Below are 18,561 nucleotides of genomic sequence, written 5' to 3'. Positions count from 1 at the left end.
TGTTGGTCAAAGAAGAGTTAGGCAATGCTTAGTAGAATTAAGAAACACAGGTTTTATTGAAGTTGAAAATAGGACAATAATTAAAGACAATGTTAAGTTAGGTAATGTGCCTTGTATTAAACATTACCTAATAATAAAGCTACAAAGACATATCAAATACAAAGAAGAAAAAATGTTAATTTTTATTAACTTCTACACTTTATAGAACCTATTATTAACTTGTGTTAACTTTTATTAATATTTATAATCAATCTTCAACTTTAACTATAAATATATTTGCAATATTTGTCAATATAACAAAAAAATTAAAGCAAAAGGTTGAAAATAGGTTGAAAAAAATTTTAGGGAATTTGGAGCCAGTTTTCAATCTAGAGGTTAATCTAATGATCGAAAAATATATACAGCCTGAGATTAAAAAGTGATTTTTAAGTTATATGTATTATGAACAAATTAGTATAAAAATTTGTTATCAAATAAAAAGTATAATATAGATCATCTGTTTAATTAAACGTAATATTTTAATAACAAACATTAATATTATGTGGTGTAATTATGCCTTCAATATCATCATCATCAAAGTTTAGAAAGCAGTTATTAAATAAAATTAACATTCCTGAGGGAGAAAAATTATTAATTATTCACGATCCAGATACAATAGGACTTAAACTGAAAATCTCATGGATAGTCCGTAGATGAAGAGTAAGAAAAACATGGGTTTTAGAACAAAAATAGGCCTCTTTCGAAACTGGTTAAGGTAGTTCAAAATTATAAATGCCAGAGATCAAATTAAATCTAAGAGAGAATCTTTTACGTCTATTTCGATATTTGTCAGCAATAATTTTGAAGCGTTTTAGCATACCAATAATGTTTTCATTCACAACTCTTGCTACTGCTAACCTATGATTATTCTTTTTATCATTTTTAGTTAAAGGATTTTTCTTGCTTTTTTTCTTTGGTAATTCAGAATTATTGTGAATTTTTTGTATGCCTTGATATCCTGTATCAGTAATCACTTTTACCTTAGGACGGATAAGAATTTTGGATTTCTTAAATAATCTAAAGTCATGTTTTTTACCGTTAGAAAAATCTGTACATATTACTTGGCGCGTTTTCTTATCTACCACTATTTGAGTTTTTAGTGTATGCCTTTTCTTCTTTCCTGAATAATAGAATTTTTGTTTTTTTTAGGTCTTTCTATAGGACTCTCAGTATCATCAATCAAGACTACTTCATAATTCATATCACTCTTCATTAAAGCTTTACGGCCTGGAAGAGCAAAGTTTGCGTGTTTAACTAGGGTGTCTTCTACCCATTTTACAGCTTTATATGCTGAACTTTCACTAATTCCATAGTTCTGACCTATATGGAAATAAGTACGGTATTCTCTAAGGTATTCTAACACCATCAGCAACTGTTCCTCCAAATTGAGCTTATTTTTACGTCCACCTTTTGATTTCTTAAGACCATCAGCTTTCCTCAAAATATCCACCATCTTTGAAAATGTCCTCTTCCTTACTCCTGTTAATCGACGAAATTTTTCATCCTTTAACTCTTTAATCTGATCTAATTTCATTATTACTTCAAATTAGATTTTTATAACACCATTCTACATCATTCTCTAGTTTCGAAAGAAGTCTAATATAATCTAGAACTGATATTCTGAATTGAAAATATTTAAGCGACAAAAAAGTTATTGCTAATTAGCTAGTATAATTTATAAACTTATAATATAAACTTACTTAACAATAGGGTGATTATGTATAGAAACAATTTGTACCAGTGTTCAGCTAATAATCATACTTCCACAGAAATAGTACAGTTAGCTACTAATTTTATATTTAAAAAAGAAAGTAATAATTCTTTACTTTTGATTGGGTGGGATAATAGCCAATACAATGATATTATTAAAAAAGCTAAATCTGATTGTAACAGAGAAAAAGAGGCAATTAGTTATATTTTTTCAGATATAAAACGGTATACAGTAGTTGAGCACTATGAATATTCTAAAAAAACATATAACACATTATATGCAGTAGAAGAGCTCAATCATAACCATCTCATACCTATAGTAGTAAAATATGATAATGAATCTATTCTAAATAGCAGCAAAAAATTATTAACTGATAAAGAGTTAGCTATTGTATATAATGATTTGATAGATAGACCATCAGAATTAGATACATTTACTAACGACAACAGAATTGCTTACTATGAAGATAATATTCATATTTATACACCTAATCAATTTAAAGATTGTATAGGCGACATATTAAGTTGTGCATCCGAATAATATTTACTAGTTAAACTATATTCTAGCTAGTATTTAGTTTACAATATTCGCTTAAGCGTTTTTCAATCTCTGGCAGATTTAGGTATTCAGCAAGAATTTATACCTCTTGCTGAATATCTTAAATTACCAGAAATTGCCATAGAGCTAAATAAATACTATAAGCTTTATGCTAGTTAGAATGCAAACTTTTTCTAACTAACAAACATAGCATTAACATATATTTCGCTTTACAGAATGAAGCATAGCTGCTTAGCATAGATATATTATCGTTCTGGATCATCAATTAATAATATATCACCTATAAAATCTCTAAATTGATCAATATCTAAAACACTAATGCTACTTTCATTGTGATGGATGCATTTGCTGCTTTCATTGTGATTCATACATTGTTGAGTAAAAAAGTCATCTAATTGTTTTTGTAAATTTTCATTGTGAGTATTGTATACAATAGTTAGGTTAGATTTGTAACGTTGGCACCATATAGATAAATCATAATGCTTCTCTAGTATCAATCTTAGTGTATTAAAAGCAAAATTTACTTGTGTATATAATACATTTCGTTTGCCTTGCTCTATACAATAATATTCTAAGCATATTGGGAGATCATCTTGAGTACGTATAAGCCTAATTGCTTCTGTTTCAGTATTACGAAGCTGCACAATTTTATCTTGAATGCCTCGATATGTGCTGTTATCCCATCCAAGCAAGAACAAAATATTATAACCTTTATGGTTAAATATACAATTGTGAACTAAGTTTGTTAGCTCAGCTAAATTATTGCTGTTAGGTAAGATTTGGATAGAATCACTAGTATCACTGATTTTCATAATCACACTATTATTAAGAAAATTGTATTACACTCATGATTTATAAATTACATTAGCTAAATTATCAAGCTGCGTTTGTTGTATAAGAATTTAAAAACTAAGATATAAGCTCTAGTTTATACTGAACATTGAGAAGGCCATTCTTTAAGGCCTCAATGTCCTTAACATGACCGCACCATTCTTGACGAAAGCTATTCCATTTTAAGCCATGAAGGCGAATGTGGCGCTTAGTGTTTTCGTCTGGTTCAGAGGCAAATTTTAAAATCACGGCAGCTTTATTTTGCTGTTCTTTATCAAAAATATCTTTACCTATTGTAGTCCAATGATCCTGAACATTTGGATGTTGTGTTAAAGTTTCTTTTAGTGAAACAATTGCACCAAATAAAGTATTTGTTGGTAAGTGATCAAGCTTAGCTTTAGCAACTAATCCACCCATTTCGATAAGACGTCGAGTACGCATTTTACGTTCTTTAATTTTAAGGTTAACCTCATCCATGATTAGCCTAGCCTTTTTTTGTTGAAGAGTAATTTTTTGCTGCATAAGATTTGCCATGTTAGTAATTCAGAAAGATAAAAAAATCAGGCAAGAATATATCAAAATAAAATCCCAGTAAAGAAAAAAAACCGCGCCTACCAAACCAACATCAAATAATTATAGTCAAAAAAACGTGAATTCAAGGTTAGAAGCTTCATTGAAAAATAAGCTTAAGCGGGTAGGTAAGCGCGAAAGCGCTTTTCCTCCCAAAGAACCGTACAAGCGAATTACTCCGCATACGGCTCAAGCAATTTACAAACAGCTGCAATAAGTTGTCCGCGATTACTGTGTACTTGTCGATGGCAGTTTTCATGCAATAAGCACAAATTGTTAATATGGTCAGTGCCACCACATCTTATAGGTGTTATATGATGTACATGAACACTTTCACCATTATCTATTAAATCAAAACAAACAAGACATTTACCCTTTTGTCTACGCCAAAGAATCTGCCTAGATTTAAACAAATACTTAGGGCTATCAGCCTGACGTTTATGCCAATATTCTCTAAGTTTTGAATTATCAGGAGAAGATTTACCTTTAACAAGAATATGTCGTTTAATCGTTGTCCATTGTAATTTCCATAGATATAGATCTTTATTCATAAAGACCCAATTATCATTTCTGCCTTTAATGCGACCCCAATACTTTTTCTTAAGCCATTTCCAAGATTTTTTAGGATGTTTTCTACATACGAATCTTGCTTGCTAAATCCACATCCAACAGTCTAAATTGGAAAAAATTTTCTTGGACACAACTTTGTTGAAATAACTGCACCATCCAAATATTTTAGAATTTAGATTATCAATTATTCTATCAATATTCCATGAGAAACTTTTTTTCCATTCTATTGACATTCGTTTTTTAAACGACTTTATAGAGTCTTTAGACGGTTTAACTAGTAGAGCTACACCTCTTCTTGTACTATTGGTTTTATATTGTCGAATATTAAATCCAAGGAAATCAAAACCTTCATTAATATGAAGTATCCTGGTTTTTTCCTTTGACAATTCTAAGCCTCTAATACTTAACCAATCATTAATAATACTTTTGGCTCTGATACATGAGCTTTCTGACTTAGCGCAAACGACAAAATCATCAGCGTATCTCACTAAAGCATATTCGGATTTAGAATATAGGTGATCATACTTATTATAGATAATATTAAGTATATCACTCATTCCATGAAGAGTTATGTTTAAAAGTAATGGAGAAATTAATCCACCTTGTGGAGTACCAGCTGTTGTTTTGATAATTTGATAATCCTGCATTACACCAGATTTAAGCCATGCTTGAATCCAATTACGAGCAGGGAAATTTCCTATAATTTTCAAAAGAAAATTATGATCAATATTATCAAATGCTCCTTTAATATCAGCATCTAATATCCAATTTCTATTGGTTCCATGTCGAATAATACCAGATATTCTCTGTATTGCATCGTGAGCGCTACGTCCAGGTCTAAAGCCATAGCTGCAACCTTCAAACTTAGCTTCCCAATATGGTTCAAGTGCTGATTTTACAACAGCCTGTCTACACCTATCCACAATAGTTGGCAAGCCTAAAGGTCTAGATTCGCCATTACTTTTTGGTATGTATACACGCTTAATCGGTTTTACAGATGATAGATTATTATCTGCTAACTTTTCCATCAACAGACTCCTTTCTTTATCTGTCTTAACAACTATTTTATCAATTCCAGGACTTTTTCGTCCTTTGTTGATTTGAGTAACACGTCTTATAGCAAGTAACCTATTTGCTCTTGATTTTAACATCAATCTTTGTAAGTTACGTACTAACTTCATATTACCATTTGCAGATGCCCTATAAATACGTCTACGAAGATTATTAACCTTTTGTATAATTTCTTTCCAGTCTATTGAATGCCAATAGATTTTCTTGAAATTATCTTTAGTCTCAATTGTTACATTTGCGTTTAGCATCCAACTTTTCCAATTAATTCATAATCTTGTTTACCTATTTAGGGTAAATCACCAGTCTTAAGTTAGCATCATTTCTGATTAGCATATAAATGCCTATACACTCAGTTATTAATTTCTGTAGTCTTTCGACTTAGTGTCATTTGCTTTCTAAGACCTCTCTTACCTACTATCAGTTGCCTAATAATAGGCTTACCATGTTTCACTCATCAGAGAGACGTTAAGTTGGTTATCTTCTTTATACCGAGGAGCTGGCATTTTTAAAGAAGGCTGCGTATTCCTTCTTACAGCTAAGCTTTTCAGCTTTATCCTTATAACAGAATTTATCTGGAGTATCTGCTTCTGCATTGACGATATTTTCCATACGAAGATTCACTTTCGTTTAACCAATTTTAACTTTACCTTGCCCCTATTTCCCATCCAGATTAGTACTTTAGTTAGGCTTTCTATCGCGCTTAGTACAAGACCGTTACCAATCTCGCACCGCAATAGCGGTAACTAAGGTTTAAATGCAACCTTGCTACATTTCTGTAGTCTCTGTTTGAGCGACCTCATGTCGCACTACGCAATATGCAATCTATAAAGATTGCTGCTAAAAAATGAGTACTCATTAACCGATTGAATGTTAAAAAAAAAAGAAGTTTATGCTAGCAAAATCAAAAAAACCATGCTAACTTAAAACTCAGGTGAGAATTGGTATTGAGATGGCTATACAGTTTACAAGGGTTGAATTTTTAAGTAGAAGTACAGGAGGTGATAGTTGTCGTAAGGCAGCGTATAATGCAAGAACTATTGTTAAAAATAAGCAGACAGGTATAAGGTATAACTTCTCTCATAAGAAAGATAACGTATATCATACAGTGCTGATACCGGATTATGTAAATCAAGACTTCAAGAATATTCAAACATTAATGAATGAGGTAGAACGAACAGAAACAAGAGAAAATAGTAAGTTGTTGAAGGATATAGTAATAGCATTGCCAGACGCGAAGGAGCTAAATTTAGAGCATAGAATAGAACTAACTCATCGAATAGTTGATGCAATGGAATGGGTGCAAAATGGTCTTGGAGTACAGATAGACATTCATAAGCCTCAAACAGGAGATAAAAACTGGCATGCACATATATTGGTTACTACAAGAAGATTTAAAGAGAATGGTGAAGAATTGGGTGATAAAGCTGTTGACTTAGAGGCTGAATTTATAACAGTAAAAGGTCAGTGGCGTATTATTAAAGATCACAAGATGATTCATGAAATAGCAAAAGAAGAAACTAATGCATATTTCGCTGAATTAGGCTTACCATATAGAGTTGACGAGACAAGCGAAGTACCTGGAAAGCATATTGGACCTCGTAGAATTAGGAATTTAATTAATGAAGTAGTAAATGAAAATGAGTTACGTAAAGAGGCTCATTTGAAGATTATTAATGATGCTGACGTAATAACAGATTCTATAACACATTACAAATCTATTTTTACTAAGCAGGATGTTGAAAAAGCTGTTCAAGATATACTATATTCAGCGAAAGCAGAAAGGGAACTGTTAGTTCAGCAAGTGCTTAGTTCAAATAGAATACTAGAGTTATATCATGATGATGGTGAAAGTAGCAAATATTTTACGACAATTGAGGTTCGAAATGAGGAGACGAGAATAATCAGAATAGCTAATAAAATCAATAATCAGGTTTATTACAACGATATTTACAATCTTAAAAGTGATATCGAAGGTCTAGCAAATGTTAGTGAAGAACAGAAACAAGCTCTAAGGCATATTTTGCTTAGCACTAGTGGAGTTAGAGTCTTAAGAGGAAGAGCTGGTACAGGAAAATCTTATGTTTTAATAAAAGCGCATGAGCTCGCAACAAATCGTGGACAAAAAGTTATTGGCCTTGCTCCTACTCATAAGGCAGTATCAGAGCTGAGGAGCAAAGGTTATACAGAGGTCTATACAGTAAAAGGATTTTTATATAATCGAAAAAAAATTTTTATGCAAGACAGCTTAATAGTAGTAGATGAAGCTGGAATGGTAGGTACTAAAGCTTATGCAGAGCTGTTTAGAGTAGTTAGAAACAATTATTGTCAACTGATACTCGCTGGAGATGAAAAACAGCTAGCTTCAATAGAAAGAGGCGGAATGTTTGAGATGCTGAGTAATAATTTCGGTTCACATGTTTTAATAGATATTCGCAGACAAAGTGAAAACTGGAGCAGAGAAGCAGCAATGGAGTTTGCTGAGAGTAATATTTTAAGCGGTATAACCTTACTGAGGCAAAATAACAGCGTTAGGTTTGATAATACGTTGCAGGACTCAATGAGTAAATTAATATACAACTGGAGTCTAAGCAAATTTAAACCACATGAAAAATTGGTAATTACAGTACGTAATAAAGATGTCGACATTCTTAATTCAAGTATTAGGTCTTTGTTAAAAGCAAATGGTACGCTAAAAGGCACAGAATATGAGCGTTCTATTGATGGAAGGAAAAAGTCATATATGGCAGGAGATAGAATCGTATTTCAAAAAAGCTATAAGGATTTACAAATACAAAATAGTGAATTTGCAACTTTAACTTCGGTTAGTAAAAATAAATTTATAGCTAAGACAGACACAGGAAAAGAAGTGAGTTTTGATTCGGTAAAATACAATTTAAACATGGCTATGCAAGTACTGTTTATAAGGTCCAGGGAGCTTCTATAAAAGATGTATACGTTTTGCATAATGGAGTAAGTAATATAAGCAGCTCATACGTAGCTATGACAAGGCATATAAAGAGCTTAAAGTTATATTGCAATAATGAAGCAACTAAAAGCATTAACAGCTTAATAAATCAGCTCAGCAGACCAAATGAGAAATCAGCTAGCATAACTCTAAAAACTGCTCATGATTTGGAAAAAGCACGGACAAAAACAACTGTTTTTAGTAAAATCGAAAACTGGTTTAAGTCTATAATCAATGATATCAATGATAGATCTCATGTGAATGAAGAATATTATCATTTTACCGCTAAACCAGAGCAAGAAGCTAAAGTAGAAAAAGTCCAGCAAGAGAATAGCATAAAGCAATGCACAACCAAAGATATTTCTACTCCATTATTTATGCACATCAAAGAACAAAGACAATATGATTATGATGTAACCATTCTGTCAGCAGAAGGAAAAACGATATCAAGTTTTCAGGAAGCTGGCATTGATAGCAGAATGGTATATAGCTCAAATGTAAATAATTTGAAGTACTATCAACCATTTCAAGGAGAAAAGATTCTTATAGCTGCAAATAATGATAAACAAAATAAAGAATATGTAAGCACTATAAACGAGGCTGCAAAAGTACTGACAAGCAAAGGAGCAATTACTAGCATCGTAATTCATTCAGAAGGTGAAGATTTTAACGAAATGCTAAAAAATAAAGGAGCCATAGCTGTTAAGGAGCTTATGATACCTGAAATCATGAAGTTAATTAATACTCAGAACGTAAAAACAGAGTCTGAACAAGTGGTGAAAACTGACATAGCTCAAAAAATTGGACTTAGGAGATAGTTCTTACGATCGAAAATTGAATGTAAGCTATTCATTCACATGGCGAATTACAAAATGAGCTATACATAACAGCTCACAGTGATGTTTGCAATTCGCATTATGCCTATCCACTAAGAAAATACTGAAAAAGATGGAACTTTGGAAAGATTAGTATAACAAAAAACTATTCCAATAATCACTTAGCAATAAAATTATAATTCAAACGGTAAAAATAGCAAATATTTATACCGCAAAACAATTTAGTGACGCGAAGGTGAGGTTTTATATGACTGACAAAATCAATGATTCAAATAATTTCAATAATATTCATAATTCAAAAACAGATATAGAAAATTCTAAAGCTAACAGCTGCAACCACAATGTGGCTGTAAAGTTGATAAATGATGATATTGCTGATGGTATAGTGCTACTTAGTGATAATAATAGCTTGAGAGCTGATAATACTCTAAAAGAATCAATAAACCAATTAATCAATGATTGGAAGAATAGTAAATTTGAGCTGCAGGATCGTTTGATAATTGCTGGCCATAAAGAAGCTGAAAATATTAATCAACACATCAGAAACTACATGAAGGAAAATGGTGCTCTGAAAGGTACAGAATACAGCATTTTAATTTCAGGAGCTGAATCAAAAAAATATGCTAACTACATGGCTGGAGACCGAATTGTATTTCAAACAAACGATAAGGATTTACAAATACAAAACAGTGAATTTGCAACTCTAGTATCAATTGATGAAAATAAGTTTGTAGCTAAGACAGATACAGGAAACGAGGTAAGCTTTGATTTGAATAAAATAAGCTTTAAACATGGATATGCTACAACAGTTTGTAACCCACAAACAGCTGTCAAAAAAGATGTATATGTTCTTCATAATGATGGTGTAGGCATAGAAAGTTCTAACATAAGCATGATAGGGAATGCAGAGCAAGTACGGCTGTACTACAATGTGCAAGCTACAAAAAATGTTGCTAACCTAATAGAGCAGCTTAGCACAGCTAAGACAGACTCTATCAATTCAAAAGAGGAGAATAATGATGTTCAAGCAAATGAAGTAAGGCAATATCAATCTGCTCAAAACTATAGAAAAAACGATTATTATTCAAATAGCGAGGAAGACCTACAAAAATTGAAGGATGCAATAGCTTATAGAGCTGACACTATAGCTTGTGATCTTCTTGGAGATCCAAATAAGCGCCTATCTAGACACGGAAGATTACGTTTGGGAGACACTGGCAAAATACAAGTAACCACCGAGGGCAAGTACGCTGGAAAATGGTATGACTTTAGTACAGGACAAAAGGGTGATTTATTATCCCTGGTTCAAAGAGAAAGAGTATGCAGCTTTTTTGAGGCAAAGGAATATTTGAAAACTATACTTGGAATGCCTAACGTTAGACAACAGTATCAGAGACCGCCTAAGACTGACGATTCTCAACAATACACTCAACAATCTGAAAGTGTTAAAATCGAAAAAGTTCAAAACTTGTATGAACGATCAAGCAGAATACATGGTTATGAGATAGATACAAGCCCAAGCGCAGAAGTTGAAATAGTAAAAAAGTATCTTGAAAATCGTGGTATTACTTTTGACAAAAGCACTGCAAGTTCAGACTTAAAAGCAAGTATACTGTTTGATACTCAAACGAGAGAAAATTATCCAGCATTTACAGCATTTGCAAGAAATTCAAAAGGAGAAATTACCGGAGTACAGGCCGTATATCTAAATTCGGCAGGAGATAAGGCGAATATTTCAATTAACAGAAGATCTTTCGGTAAAATCAGAGGATCGTTCATAACAATCGCAAAGCGAAATGCGAATGACCCTAATATAACAATTATAGCAGAAGGCGCTGAAACAGCATTGAGCTTGCAGCAATCAGGCATTAAAGGTAATATCATTGCTAGTGCAGGAATTTCGAATTTGAGAAATTATTCACCATTTCCTGGTGAAAAAATCATCATTGCAGCAGATAATGATAGCAAAAATCCTATAACTAATAATACTGTAATTAAAGCTGCAAAAACGTTAGAAATGAAGGGAGCGATAACTTGTATAGTCAAACCACCAGAAAATGGGGATTTTAATAATCTGTTGCAAAGTTGTGGAGACTAGTCAATTAGAGACATTATAGAACCTGAAATTACTAAACTGACTAAGGCAGTTGAAACAACCAAACTTACTCAAACAGAAAATAATAGTATAGAAAAACAAAATGATATTACAAATGTTAAAGAATTGTATAATAAATCGTCATCTCTATACTAATGACAAAAAAATTAAAGCATGATTCATTAGCAAAGACAATCATGAGTGATCCAGTGGCTGCACAAGAATTTCTAGAGTATTATTTACCAACGGATTTCAAGAGTTTAATAGATTTATCACAAATAAAAGTAGAGCAAGAGAGTTATATAGAAGAATCGTTAAAGAAAAAATACAGCGATATCGTCTATAGAGTTGCCACCAAAAAACATGGCAATGCTTTTATTTATATATTAATTGAAGCTCAATCAACCGTCGATTATTGGACAGCTCTGCGGTTATGGAGATACACATTGTTATTGTGCGAAAGGCATAAGAAAGAAAAAACTAAATTACCATTAGTGTATAATTTAGTGATCTACAACGGCAAAGAAGTCTACAACGCACCTAGGAATTTGTGGGATTTATTTACCGATTCAATGATAGCTAAGCAATTAATGACTTCTGACTATCAATTAGTCGATTTGCAAAGTATGTCGAATGATGAAATTGTTAGGAAAAAGCATATCGGAATGCTCGAATATATGCTAAAGCACATTCATCAACGAGATATGTTAAAGCTTTGGGAAGAGTTTCTAATAAAGTTCAAACATGTTTTAATACTTGACAAAGAAAAAGGCTATATTTACCTACGATCATTTTTATGGTATACTGATACTAAATTACTAGAGAGTCAGCAACCAGAATTAGAGCAGGTTCTGGCTAAGTATTTATCTGAAGAAGAAAAAAGTAATATTATGAGAACTATTGCTGCAAAATATATTGATGAAGGTATAGAGATTGGTGAAACTAAAGGCATAGCTAAAGGCAGAGCTGAAGCCGCGCAAGGGCTTGCAAGGAACTTATTAAAAGCTGGCTTTTCAGTTGAATTTATTTCTGAAACTACTGGGTTATCAAAAGAAGAAGTGGTTAATGTAAAAAATAACATGGATTATTAACTTTTAAATATTGCAAATAATATTTATAGTTAAAGTTAAAGATTGATTATAAATATTAATAAAAATTAACTTTTCTTCTTCCTTATATTTAATATGTCTTTGCACCTTTACCTATAGACATATTATATACATGTCATATCCTTATTTTAATCTAGTGTTTATATGCCCTTATTGATATTTTTTTATTTAGCCATATCACATTTTTACGTTTAACTTAGGCTAAACTACTATATTAATTATCAACATAACAATAACAAAAGCATTTAATTTTAAAGATATGCATATTCAATCAAGGCAAAGAAAAATTTTATTTCTATATCAGCATTTTCTAAGCTATCAGACCCATGAACTGTATTTTCATCGATACTTTTTGCCATGTCTCCTCTGATTGTTCCTTTTTTAGCATCGCATGGATTAGTAGCCCCTATGATTTCTCTGTATTTTTTTACAGCATTTAGGCCATATAATACTTGTACTACTACTGGACCAGACGTCATATTTTGCACTAAACTTTGATAATATGCTCTATTCTTATGTATTATGTAAAAATTTTCTGCTTGTACTTTAGTAAGCAAAAGAGTTTTTTGAGCTATAATTTTTAGTCCAGAATTTTCTATGTAGGTATTAACTTTTCCAATGATGTTTCTTTTAATCACATCTGGTTTTAAAATTGAAAGAGTGTATTCCATGTTCATAAACTTTAATTTAACTAATATAATAATAGTAAGAGTGTTAGTAGTATATATTTTTGAGTGTTTAATTTCTAGTAATTATTTATTTAAATAACATCTTATGTTATAATATAGCTAAACTACAATAAAACAGTTATGTTATACTGTTGAGAATAAATGTTGGACTAAACGAAGAAAAGATAAAAACAGTTGATTTAAAGAATGGTGAAACATTTAGCTTTCTGGATTTTGATTTTATGCTAGTGAAAACTAAGCAATGTAAAACTGAAATTTAGAAAAAGCCTGGAATAAGAGCACGAACTTATCTGCTAAAAAGACTAAAAGAAATATTTCGCAAGTTTATATCGCAACCATTTGATATGGTAATATAGTCATTTACAATGATGTTTGAGCATAGAAAAAAGCCATAATAGATTCATGAAATTTACTAAATTGAGTAATTTGATTTCTAATTCACAGCTTCATATCAGCTCAGCGTAAAACTTTTTTATCAGATTTAAATCTGGAGAATAAGGTAGCAAAAAAGTAACTTTATAAAACCAACATATTCTATTAATTTTTATCGCTTCTTTCTATGCTCAAACATCGTTGTAAATGACTATAATGGATTTGGTAGAGAAGAAAGTAAGACGTCATCTAATGCAATCACTTAGACTATATATCTAAACTCTTGTATTCAAATATTGATTTTTATTCAACTCTTTAAGTTGAACAGGTATATTAAAGTATTAATAAATTATTCTTTAGATCTGGTGGAGAGAAAGGGATTCGAACCCTTGATACGATATTAAACCGTATAACGGTTTAGCAAACCGCCGCCTTAAGCCTCTCGGCCACCTCTCCATTTGATTTTTAAAACTAACTTTAATCTTATAGCATTGTTTAGTTAAGATTTCTAGTTTTATTTTTATTGCTAACAACTAAACATTGTGTATTGAATATGTAAAATTGTAATAAAAATATATATCATAAATCAAAAAAAATAAAATGAGTTTGATAGCGAAAATCGCCTAAATCACCTGCTATATCTGATTTTCAGAGGTTAGAAATTGCGCAAAAATTGCTAATAATAACAGTAACAATAATGACACAATATTTTATAACTTTATTGGAAATATCATTCCGCCAGAATGGAGGAAGCTAACTGGAGATAATGGAAAAGCATTAAGTAAAACATCTAAACAGCTTTTATCATTCATAGTATTTAGACTACATATCTATTACAACAAAGATATAGATGAATTACAGGAAAGTTATCAGCTTTATGAAGATAAGCTGAATGTTGGTCAAAGAAGAGTTAGGCAATGCTTAGTAGAATTAAGAGATGCAGGTTTTATTGAAGTTGAAAATAGGACAATAATTAAAGACAATGTTAAGTTACGTAATGTCCCTTGCATAAAAATTCTGAAAAATTTTCAGCACTATAGTGAAAAAGGGAAAGAAGAAAATATAGCCTTACCAGAAAAAAAATTTCGTCCCAACATGAAAGAAATTTCAGGTCAACCTGAAACTTTTTTCAGGGACATATATAGATATATAAAAAAATCTAAAATATCTAGATCTACTGAAGGTGAGTTAGTAGAGAATAAAAAAAATGAAAATGAAGAACAAAATTTTCAAAATGTTGATGATTTTGAAAATGATATACGAACTTCAACTAAAAATTGTAATCAAGACATTAAATCACTAATAACAAAGATTCTCAAGTCTTCGAATGGTAAAAAAGAATGGTTCAAAAAGTACAGGCTAAAAGAGTTTTACCCACTAACACCAGAAGATGCAGTTGCACTGCAACACAAGTCTGATAAAGGTTTTTAACATATACTTTATCAACAAATTGCTATTAAAGCTAGCAGGTCGATATTCGAATTATCATTTTGGCTGTAAAGCATCAGTTCTAAACTATATAGCAAAAGTGTTAGCGAATGAATTACGAACTACTGATCAGGCAAATAGAGACAACTGTGGATTTGATAACGAATTTAATAAGGAAAAATATCTTACTCAAATTGAAACAAGCGCAAATCTTAGTAAGGAAAGTCAGTTGAAGCATAAAATTGCTGGTTCTTTTGAAGCAGCTATGGCTTATCAAATTTTGACTTCTTGTAGTTTTGGGCCAGCGGTTCGAACTAGGTTTTTTGTTAAGTTGCTTAAAAATATCACACTAACAGAATGTGATGAATCAAAGATATTACAAGCTGTACAAGATGTATATGGATACGAAATTCAAGAATTGCAAGTTACACCATTTGAGCAACCTACAACTGTTTCACAGAAACAAATCAATGAAGAAGAGTATCTCTTGAATCTCAGTAAACAACTGGGCTCTAACTCAACTTGGTACAAAGTACGAGAATCTTTGATTAAAAGTTATGGTCAAACTATTGATAAAAAATACTTTAGCGAATTGAACATTATAAATGAAGATAATGTTAGTAAAAAAATATTCATTAAAGCTAAAACAGGATTTGCTGATAGTTACATCACAAGCAACCATATGGAAAATCTTGCGCACGCTTTTAAAGCTCAGGGATTTTCTTTTGAGTTAGTTAAGTTTAGTAATTTTAATAAAATTTAAAGGGTGATATGGAAAAAGATCTTGCAAAGATTGCTACAAGTAATATTCAGGCAGAGCAAATGATACTTGGAGCAATTCTGATTAACAATCGTGCGCTATATAACATTAACGAATTTTTACTGCCGGAACATTTTTATGAACCATTACATGGTAAAATATATAAGTCAATTAATCTCATTATTAGTAAAGGAATTAGCGCTACTGTAATTTCGCTCAAAAATATGCTAGGCAATGAACTCGCATTTGAGGAAATAGGTGGAGTAGATTATCTAGCTAAACTTACAACTTTAGCATTAAGTATAGTTAATGTTAATGAGTACGGCAAAATAGTATATGACCTTGCGCTGCAGCGTTATTTAATTGAAATTGGTGAAAAAATAGTTACAAATGCATATTCTTCTACTTTAGCAGATTTAGCTATAACTCAGATCGAAACTGCTGAATCTCAATTATATGATCTAGGTTCAAGAGGAACTTTAAGTAAAGGATTTACAAAATTGCAAACTTCAATTGAAGAATCATGGACATCAATTTCAGCTGCTATTAAAAATAAAAACTCTATTAATGGTATCAGTAGTGGAATACTTGACCTTGATTCAAAGCTTGGAGGATTTAAAAATTCTGATCTAATAATATTAGCTGGCAGGCCATCAATGGGTAAAACTGCTTTAGGAGTTAACTTAGCTGTAAATGCTTGTAAATATTTTTTATCATCATCTACTCAACAAAATAGCAAAGTTTCTAATATAAAACCATCAGTTGGATTCTTTTCTTTAGAAATGTCATCTCAGCAAATCTCTACTCGAATTCTTTCTATAGAATCAGAAATTAATAGCTCTGCATTATTTAACGGTAAAATAGGTGAACAAGATATTGATAAGTTAAAGACTGTACAAGACGAAATACAAAAGTGGAATTTTTTTATAGATGATGCTCCAGCAATCTCGATATCTGCAATTAGATCTCGAGCTCGTAGACTTAAACGTACACATAATTTAGCAATATTATTTGTTGATTATTTACAGCTAATAAAAATTGATAACAGAGGAAGTCAGTATAATCGAGTACAGGAGATTTCTGAAATTACTCAGAGCTTAAAAGCTCTTGCTAAAGAGCTCAATATTTCAATCATTGCGTTATCTCAATTGTCTAGAGCTGTAGAACAAAGGTCAGATAAAAAGCCTATTCTTTCAGATCTACGAGAATCAGGCTCCATTGAACAAGATGCAGATATTGTAATGCTTATATATCGGGACGAATATTACTTGTCTAGATCAGAACAAGATCCAGGTACTCCAGAATACACAGAATGGAAAGCTAGACAAAATAAATGTTATAACACTGCTGAAATAATTGTTGCTAAACACCGTAATGGGCCAGTTGGTACAGTGAAGTTGCACTATAATAGTAGGTATTCTAAATTTGGCAATATTGTTAAAAACTCTCAGCAAGGTTAATAAACACTAGATTATGCATAAATGAAAAAATGCTGGTCCAAAAAAAAATTACAGCAAAATTTTACTCATTAACACCAGAGATATGCAACTCAAGGTTAGTTTTAGCATCGTGATAACTGAATTCAAAAAATTTATAATTTAATTTGCTTCTTTTCCAGTTTTTATCTGGGATTGGAGTATACAAAAAGTTTGAATTATGGTATAATTTATTAATAACCATTTAGAGGTGTGCAATGATAGATTTTTATAGTGAGAGCTTAATAAATAAGCTGTTCAGAACCAACATAAGATTTAACACCAAAATTGATCTTGATAGAGTTGAAAAAGCAATACTTTACGCTAAAAAATATCATTGCCAGCAAAAGAGAGATACTTGAGAACTCTACTACACACATCCATTGAAAGTAGCCTACATGGTATCAGACTACAGCTTTGAAACAGATACAATTATTACTGCAATACTACATGATACACTTGAAGACACAAAACTAACTAAAGAAAGAATAAGTTACGAATTTGGTAGTAATATTGCAGAACAAGTTTCAGATCTCACAAGGGTTAGGAATAATAAGAAAATCAGTGCTATGGAAATGATACAAATATTACGCAGCCAAAATAAAACAGAACTATTACTGATCAAGCTTTTTGATAGATTCCATAATATTACAACTATATTCATCAAACCTCCTCACAAAAGGCAAGAAATAATATTTGAAACGCAGCAAGAATTTATAGCTCTTGCTGAATACCTTAAACTACCAGAGATTGGAGAACGCTTAAGCGAATATTGTAAACTTCATGCTAGCTAATGAGTAAATAATTGAGAATGAAAGGATTAAATATATGATATTAAAATCTAAGACTAAGTATACCTTACATAGCGCTATTCAAGATGGTGATATTAAAAAAGTGAAGCAGCTTATTAATAAGGATATTACACTTGTCAATTCAAAATATAAAGATGGCACTACTGCTTTATCTGTTGCTTTGAAATATAAGAATCTACCTATTGCTAAGATTTTGTTGAACAATGAAGCTAACGTAAACGCACAAGATAATGATGGGCACACTGCTTTACATCTTGTTGTTGAAACAATTCAAGTATATTATGAATTTTTCGAAAAATATCCTACCTATTGCAATGATCATATAGCATTACTGCTAAAATATAATGCTGATGTAAATATCGAGAATAATCAAGGTAATACACCTTTATCTGATGCTGTTGAATGCAAATGTGTAGAACCTTTAGCAATTATGCTAAAACATAATTCTACTGGTATTAATAAAAAATATGATGAAGGAGAAACGCTACTACATATTGCTATTCGTAATAAAATCATAGATATTATACAGCTTTTGATTGATTATGGAGCAGATATTGATGCAAAAGATGATAACGGCATGACTACTATAGATTATGCTGCTAAAAGCGGTAATGCAGATGTATTCAACTTTCTAACGGAACAATCGGTCCCATGGTATTAGGTTTCAACA

16 protein-coding genes, 1 tRNA gene and 2 pseudogenes are annotated in these 18,561 nt (G+C 31.3%); 11 read left to right on the top strand and 8 right to left on the bottom strand.

Going from position 1 to position 18,561, the window contains the following annotated elements:
- Window positions 1-749 precede the first annotated feature (749 nt).
- Window positions 750-1,573, bottom strand: a protein-coding gene (locus DK405_RS10615) for an IS5 family transposase (protein WP_109510713.1) whose coding sequence is annotated in 2 segments (ribosomal slippage) — window positions 750-1,186 and window positions 1,186-1,573 — 825 coding nt in all. Because the reading frame shifts where the segments join, the coding sequence is not laid out codon by codon here.
- A 183-nt stretch (window positions 1,574-1,756) separates the two neighbouring features.
- Between DK405_RS10615 and DK405_RS10610 the strand changes: the two genes are divergently transcribed.
- Complete coding sequence (locus DK405_RS10610) at window positions 1,757-2,290, top strand: hypothetical protein (RefSeq protein WP_045913061.1); 534 nt, start codon at window positions 1,757-1,759, stop codon at window positions 2,288-2,290.
- Between the two features lie 87 nt (window positions 2,291-2,377).
- A pseudogene (locus DK405_RS14650) lies at window positions 2,378-2,467 on the top strand (HD domain-containing protein); the annotation flags it as partial.
- Between the two features lie 86 nt (window positions 2,468-2,553).
- Here the strand turns inward: DK405_RS14650 and DK405_RS10600 are convergent.
- The 5 genes from DK405_RS10600 to DK405_RS15215 all read right to left on the bottom strand — a co-directional run bounded on the left by DK405_RS10600 (window position 2,554) and on the right by DK405_RS15215 (window position 5,959).
- Complete coding sequence (locus DK405_RS10600; protein WP_045913062.1) at window positions 2,554-3,120, bottom strand: hypothetical protein; 567 nt, start codon at window positions 3,118-3,120, stop codon at window positions 2,554-2,556.
- 97 nt (window positions 3,121-3,217) lie between these two features.
- Entirely contained in the window at window positions 3,218-3,673 is a 456-nt protein-coding gene (locus DK405_RS10595) for a conjugal transfer protein TraD (RefSeq protein ID WP_045913063.1), read from the bottom strand.
- A 209-nt stretch (window positions 3,674-3,882) separates the two neighbouring features.
- Window positions 3,883-4,260, bottom strand: coding sequence for an HNH endonuclease (locus DK405_RS13405; RefSeq protein WP_052691740.1), 378 nt, complete (start codon window positions 4,258-4,260; stop codon window positions 3,883-3,885).
- A 102-nt stretch (window positions 4,261-4,362) separates the two neighbouring features.
- A complete protein-coding gene (gene ltrA / locus DK405_RS10590; RefSeq protein WP_197709764.1) occupies window positions 4,363-5,598 on the bottom strand; it encodes a group II intron reverse transcriptase/maturase in 1,236 nt (411 codons plus the stop codon).
- A 235-nt stretch (window positions 5,599-5,833) separates the two neighbouring features.
- Complete coding sequence (locus DK405_RS15215; protein WP_269459331.1) at window positions 5,834-5,959, bottom strand: hypothetical protein; 126 nt, start codon at window positions 5,957-5,959, stop codon at window positions 5,834-5,836.
- 322 nt (window positions 5,960-6,281) lie between these two features.
- Between DK405_RS15215 and DK405_RS10585 the strand changes: the two genes are divergently transcribed.
- From DK405_RS10585 to DK405_RS10570, 4 genes are all read left to right on the top strand, one after another.
- Window positions 6,282-8,294 carry an AAA family ATPase gene (locus DK405_RS10585; protein ID WP_231967807.1) on the top strand — a complete coding sequence of 671 codons (2,013 nt, stop codon included), beginning with the start codon at window positions 6,282-6,284 and terminating at the stop codon, window positions 8,292-8,294.
- A 14-nt stretch (window positions 8,295-8,308) separates the two neighbouring features.
- On the top strand, window positions 8,309-9,133 hold the full coding sequence (locus DK405_RS14645) for a toprim domain-containing protein (RefSeq protein WP_231967804.1): 825 nt from the start codon (window positions 8,309-8,311) through the stop codon (window positions 9,131-9,133).
- 265 nt (window positions 9,134-9,398) lie between these two features.
- A complete protein-coding gene (locus DK405_RS14640; protein ID WP_231967802.1) occupies window positions 9,399-11,249 on the top strand; it encodes a toprim domain-containing protein in 1,851 nt (616 codons plus the stop codon).
- A 152-nt stretch (window positions 11,250-11,401) separates the two neighbouring features.
- A complete protein-coding gene (locus DK405_RS10570; protein ID WP_064612949.1) occupies window positions 11,402-12,337 on the top strand; it encodes an Rpn family recombination-promoting nuclease/putative transposase in 936 nt (311 codons plus the stop codon).
- Window positions 12,338-12,606: 269 nt separating this feature from the next.
- Here the strand turns inward: DK405_RS10570 and ndk are convergent, their stop codons facing one another.
- Together ndk and DK405_RS10560 are read right to left on the bottom strand one after the other, a co-directional pair.
- Complete coding sequence (gene ndk, locus DK405_RS10565) at window positions 12,607-13,032, bottom strand: nucleoside-diphosphate kinase (protein WP_045912914.1); 426 nt, start codon at window positions 13,030-13,032, stop codon at window positions 12,607-12,609.
- Window positions 13,033-13,779: 747 nt separating this feature from the next.
- Window positions 13,780-13,872: transfer RNA gene (locus DK405_RS10560), tRNA-Ser, on the bottom strand.
- Window positions 13,873-14,511: 639 nt separating this feature from the next.
- Here DK405_RS10560 and DK405_RS14635 point away from each other — a divergent pair.
- From DK405_RS14635 to DK405_RS10540, 5 genes and pseudogenes are all read left to right on the top strand, one after another.
- Window positions 14,512-14,847, top strand: a complete 336-nt coding sequence (locus DK405_RS14635; RefSeq protein WP_231967613.1) for a hypothetical protein — start codon at window positions 14,512-14,514, stop codon at window positions 14,845-14,847.
- Between the two features lie 19 nt (window positions 14,848-14,866).
- On the top strand, window positions 14,867-15,607 hold the full coding sequence (locus DK405_RS14630) for a DnaA N-terminal domain-containing protein (RefSeq protein ID WP_231967801.1): 741 nt from the start codon (window positions 14,867-14,869) through the stop codon (window positions 15,605-15,607).
- A gap of 8 nt (window positions 15,608-15,615) precedes the next feature.
- Window positions 15,616-17,064: a replicative DNA helicase gene (locus DK405_RS10550; RefSeq protein ID WP_064612950.1), complete on the top strand. Its 1,449-nt coding sequence runs from the start codon at window positions 15,616-15,618 to the stop codon at window positions 17,062-17,064.
- 233 nt (window positions 17,065-17,297) lie between these two features.
- Window positions 17,298-17,873 (top strand): annotated as a pseudogene (locus DK405_RS10545) (HD domain-containing protein).
- 34 nt (window positions 17,874-17,907) lie between these two features.
- Window positions 17,908-18,552, top strand: coding sequence for an ankyrin repeat domain-containing protein (locus tag DK405_RS10540; protein WP_064612952.1), 645 nt, complete (start codon window positions 17,908-17,910; stop codon window positions 18,550-18,552).
- Window positions 18,553-18,561: the final 9 nt, after the last annotated feature.

The sequence above is a fragment of the Orientia tsutsugamushi genome (genome assembly GCF_900327275.1).
Classification (GTDB): domain Bacteria; phylum Pseudomonadota; class Alphaproteobacteria; order Rickettsiales; family Rickettsiaceae; genus Orientia; species Orientia tsutsugamushi.
Note: the sequence above shows the minus strand (reverse complement) of the source record. Positions and strands in the feature narration are given on the sequence as shown.

What these genes read in the sequence shown, in the direction of transcription:
- DK405_RS15215 (WP_269459331.1), bottom strand. Translation starts at nt 5,959, where the DNA reads ATGGAAAATATCGTCAATGCAGAAGCAGATACTCCAGATAAATTCTGT.
- DK405_RS10570 (WP_064612949.1), top strand. Translation starts at nt 11,402, where the DNA reads ATGACAAAAAAATTAAAGCATGATTCATTAGCAAAGACAATCATGAGT.
- ltrA (WP_197709764.1), bottom strand. Translation starts at nt 5,598, where the DNA reads ATGCTAAACGCAAATGTAACAATTGAGACTAAAGATAATTTCAAGAAA.
- DK405_RS14640 (WP_231967802.1), top strand. Translation starts at nt 9,399, where the DNA reads ATGACTGACAAAATCAATGATTCAAATAATTTCAATAATATTCATAAT.
- DK405_RS10550 (WP_064612950.1), top strand. Translation starts at nt 15,616, where the DNA reads ATGGAAAAAGATCTTGCAAAGATTGCTACAAGTAATATTCAGGCAGAG.
- DK405_RS13405 (WP_052691740.1), bottom strand. Translation starts at nt 4,260, where the DNA reads ATGAATAAAGATCTATATCTATGGAAATTACAATGGACAACGATTAAA.
- DK405_RS10540 (WP_064612952.1), top strand. Translation starts at nt 17,908, where the DNA reads ATGATATTAAAATCTAAGACTAAGTATACCTTACATAGCGCTATTCAA.
- DK405_RS14635 (WP_231967613.1), top strand. Translation starts at nt 14,512, where the DNA reads ATGAAAGAAATTTCAGGTCAACCTGAAACTTTTTTCAGGGACATATAT.
- DK405_RS10595 (WP_045913063.1), bottom strand. Translation starts at nt 3,673, where the DNA reads ATGGCAAATCTTATGCAGCAAAAAATTACTCTTCAACAAAAAAAGGCT.
- DK405_RS10610 (WP_045913061.1), top strand. Translation starts at nt 1,757, where the DNA reads ATGTATAGAAACAATTTGTACCAGTGTTCAGCTAATAATCATACTTCC.
- DK405_RS10600 (WP_045913062.1), bottom strand. Translation starts at nt 3,120, where the DNA reads ATGAAAATCAGTGATACTAGTGATTCTATCCAAATCTTACCTAACAGC.
- ndk (WP_045912914.1), bottom strand. Translation starts at nt 13,032, where the DNA reads ATGAACATGGAATACACTCTTTCAATTTTAAAACCAGATGTGATTAAA.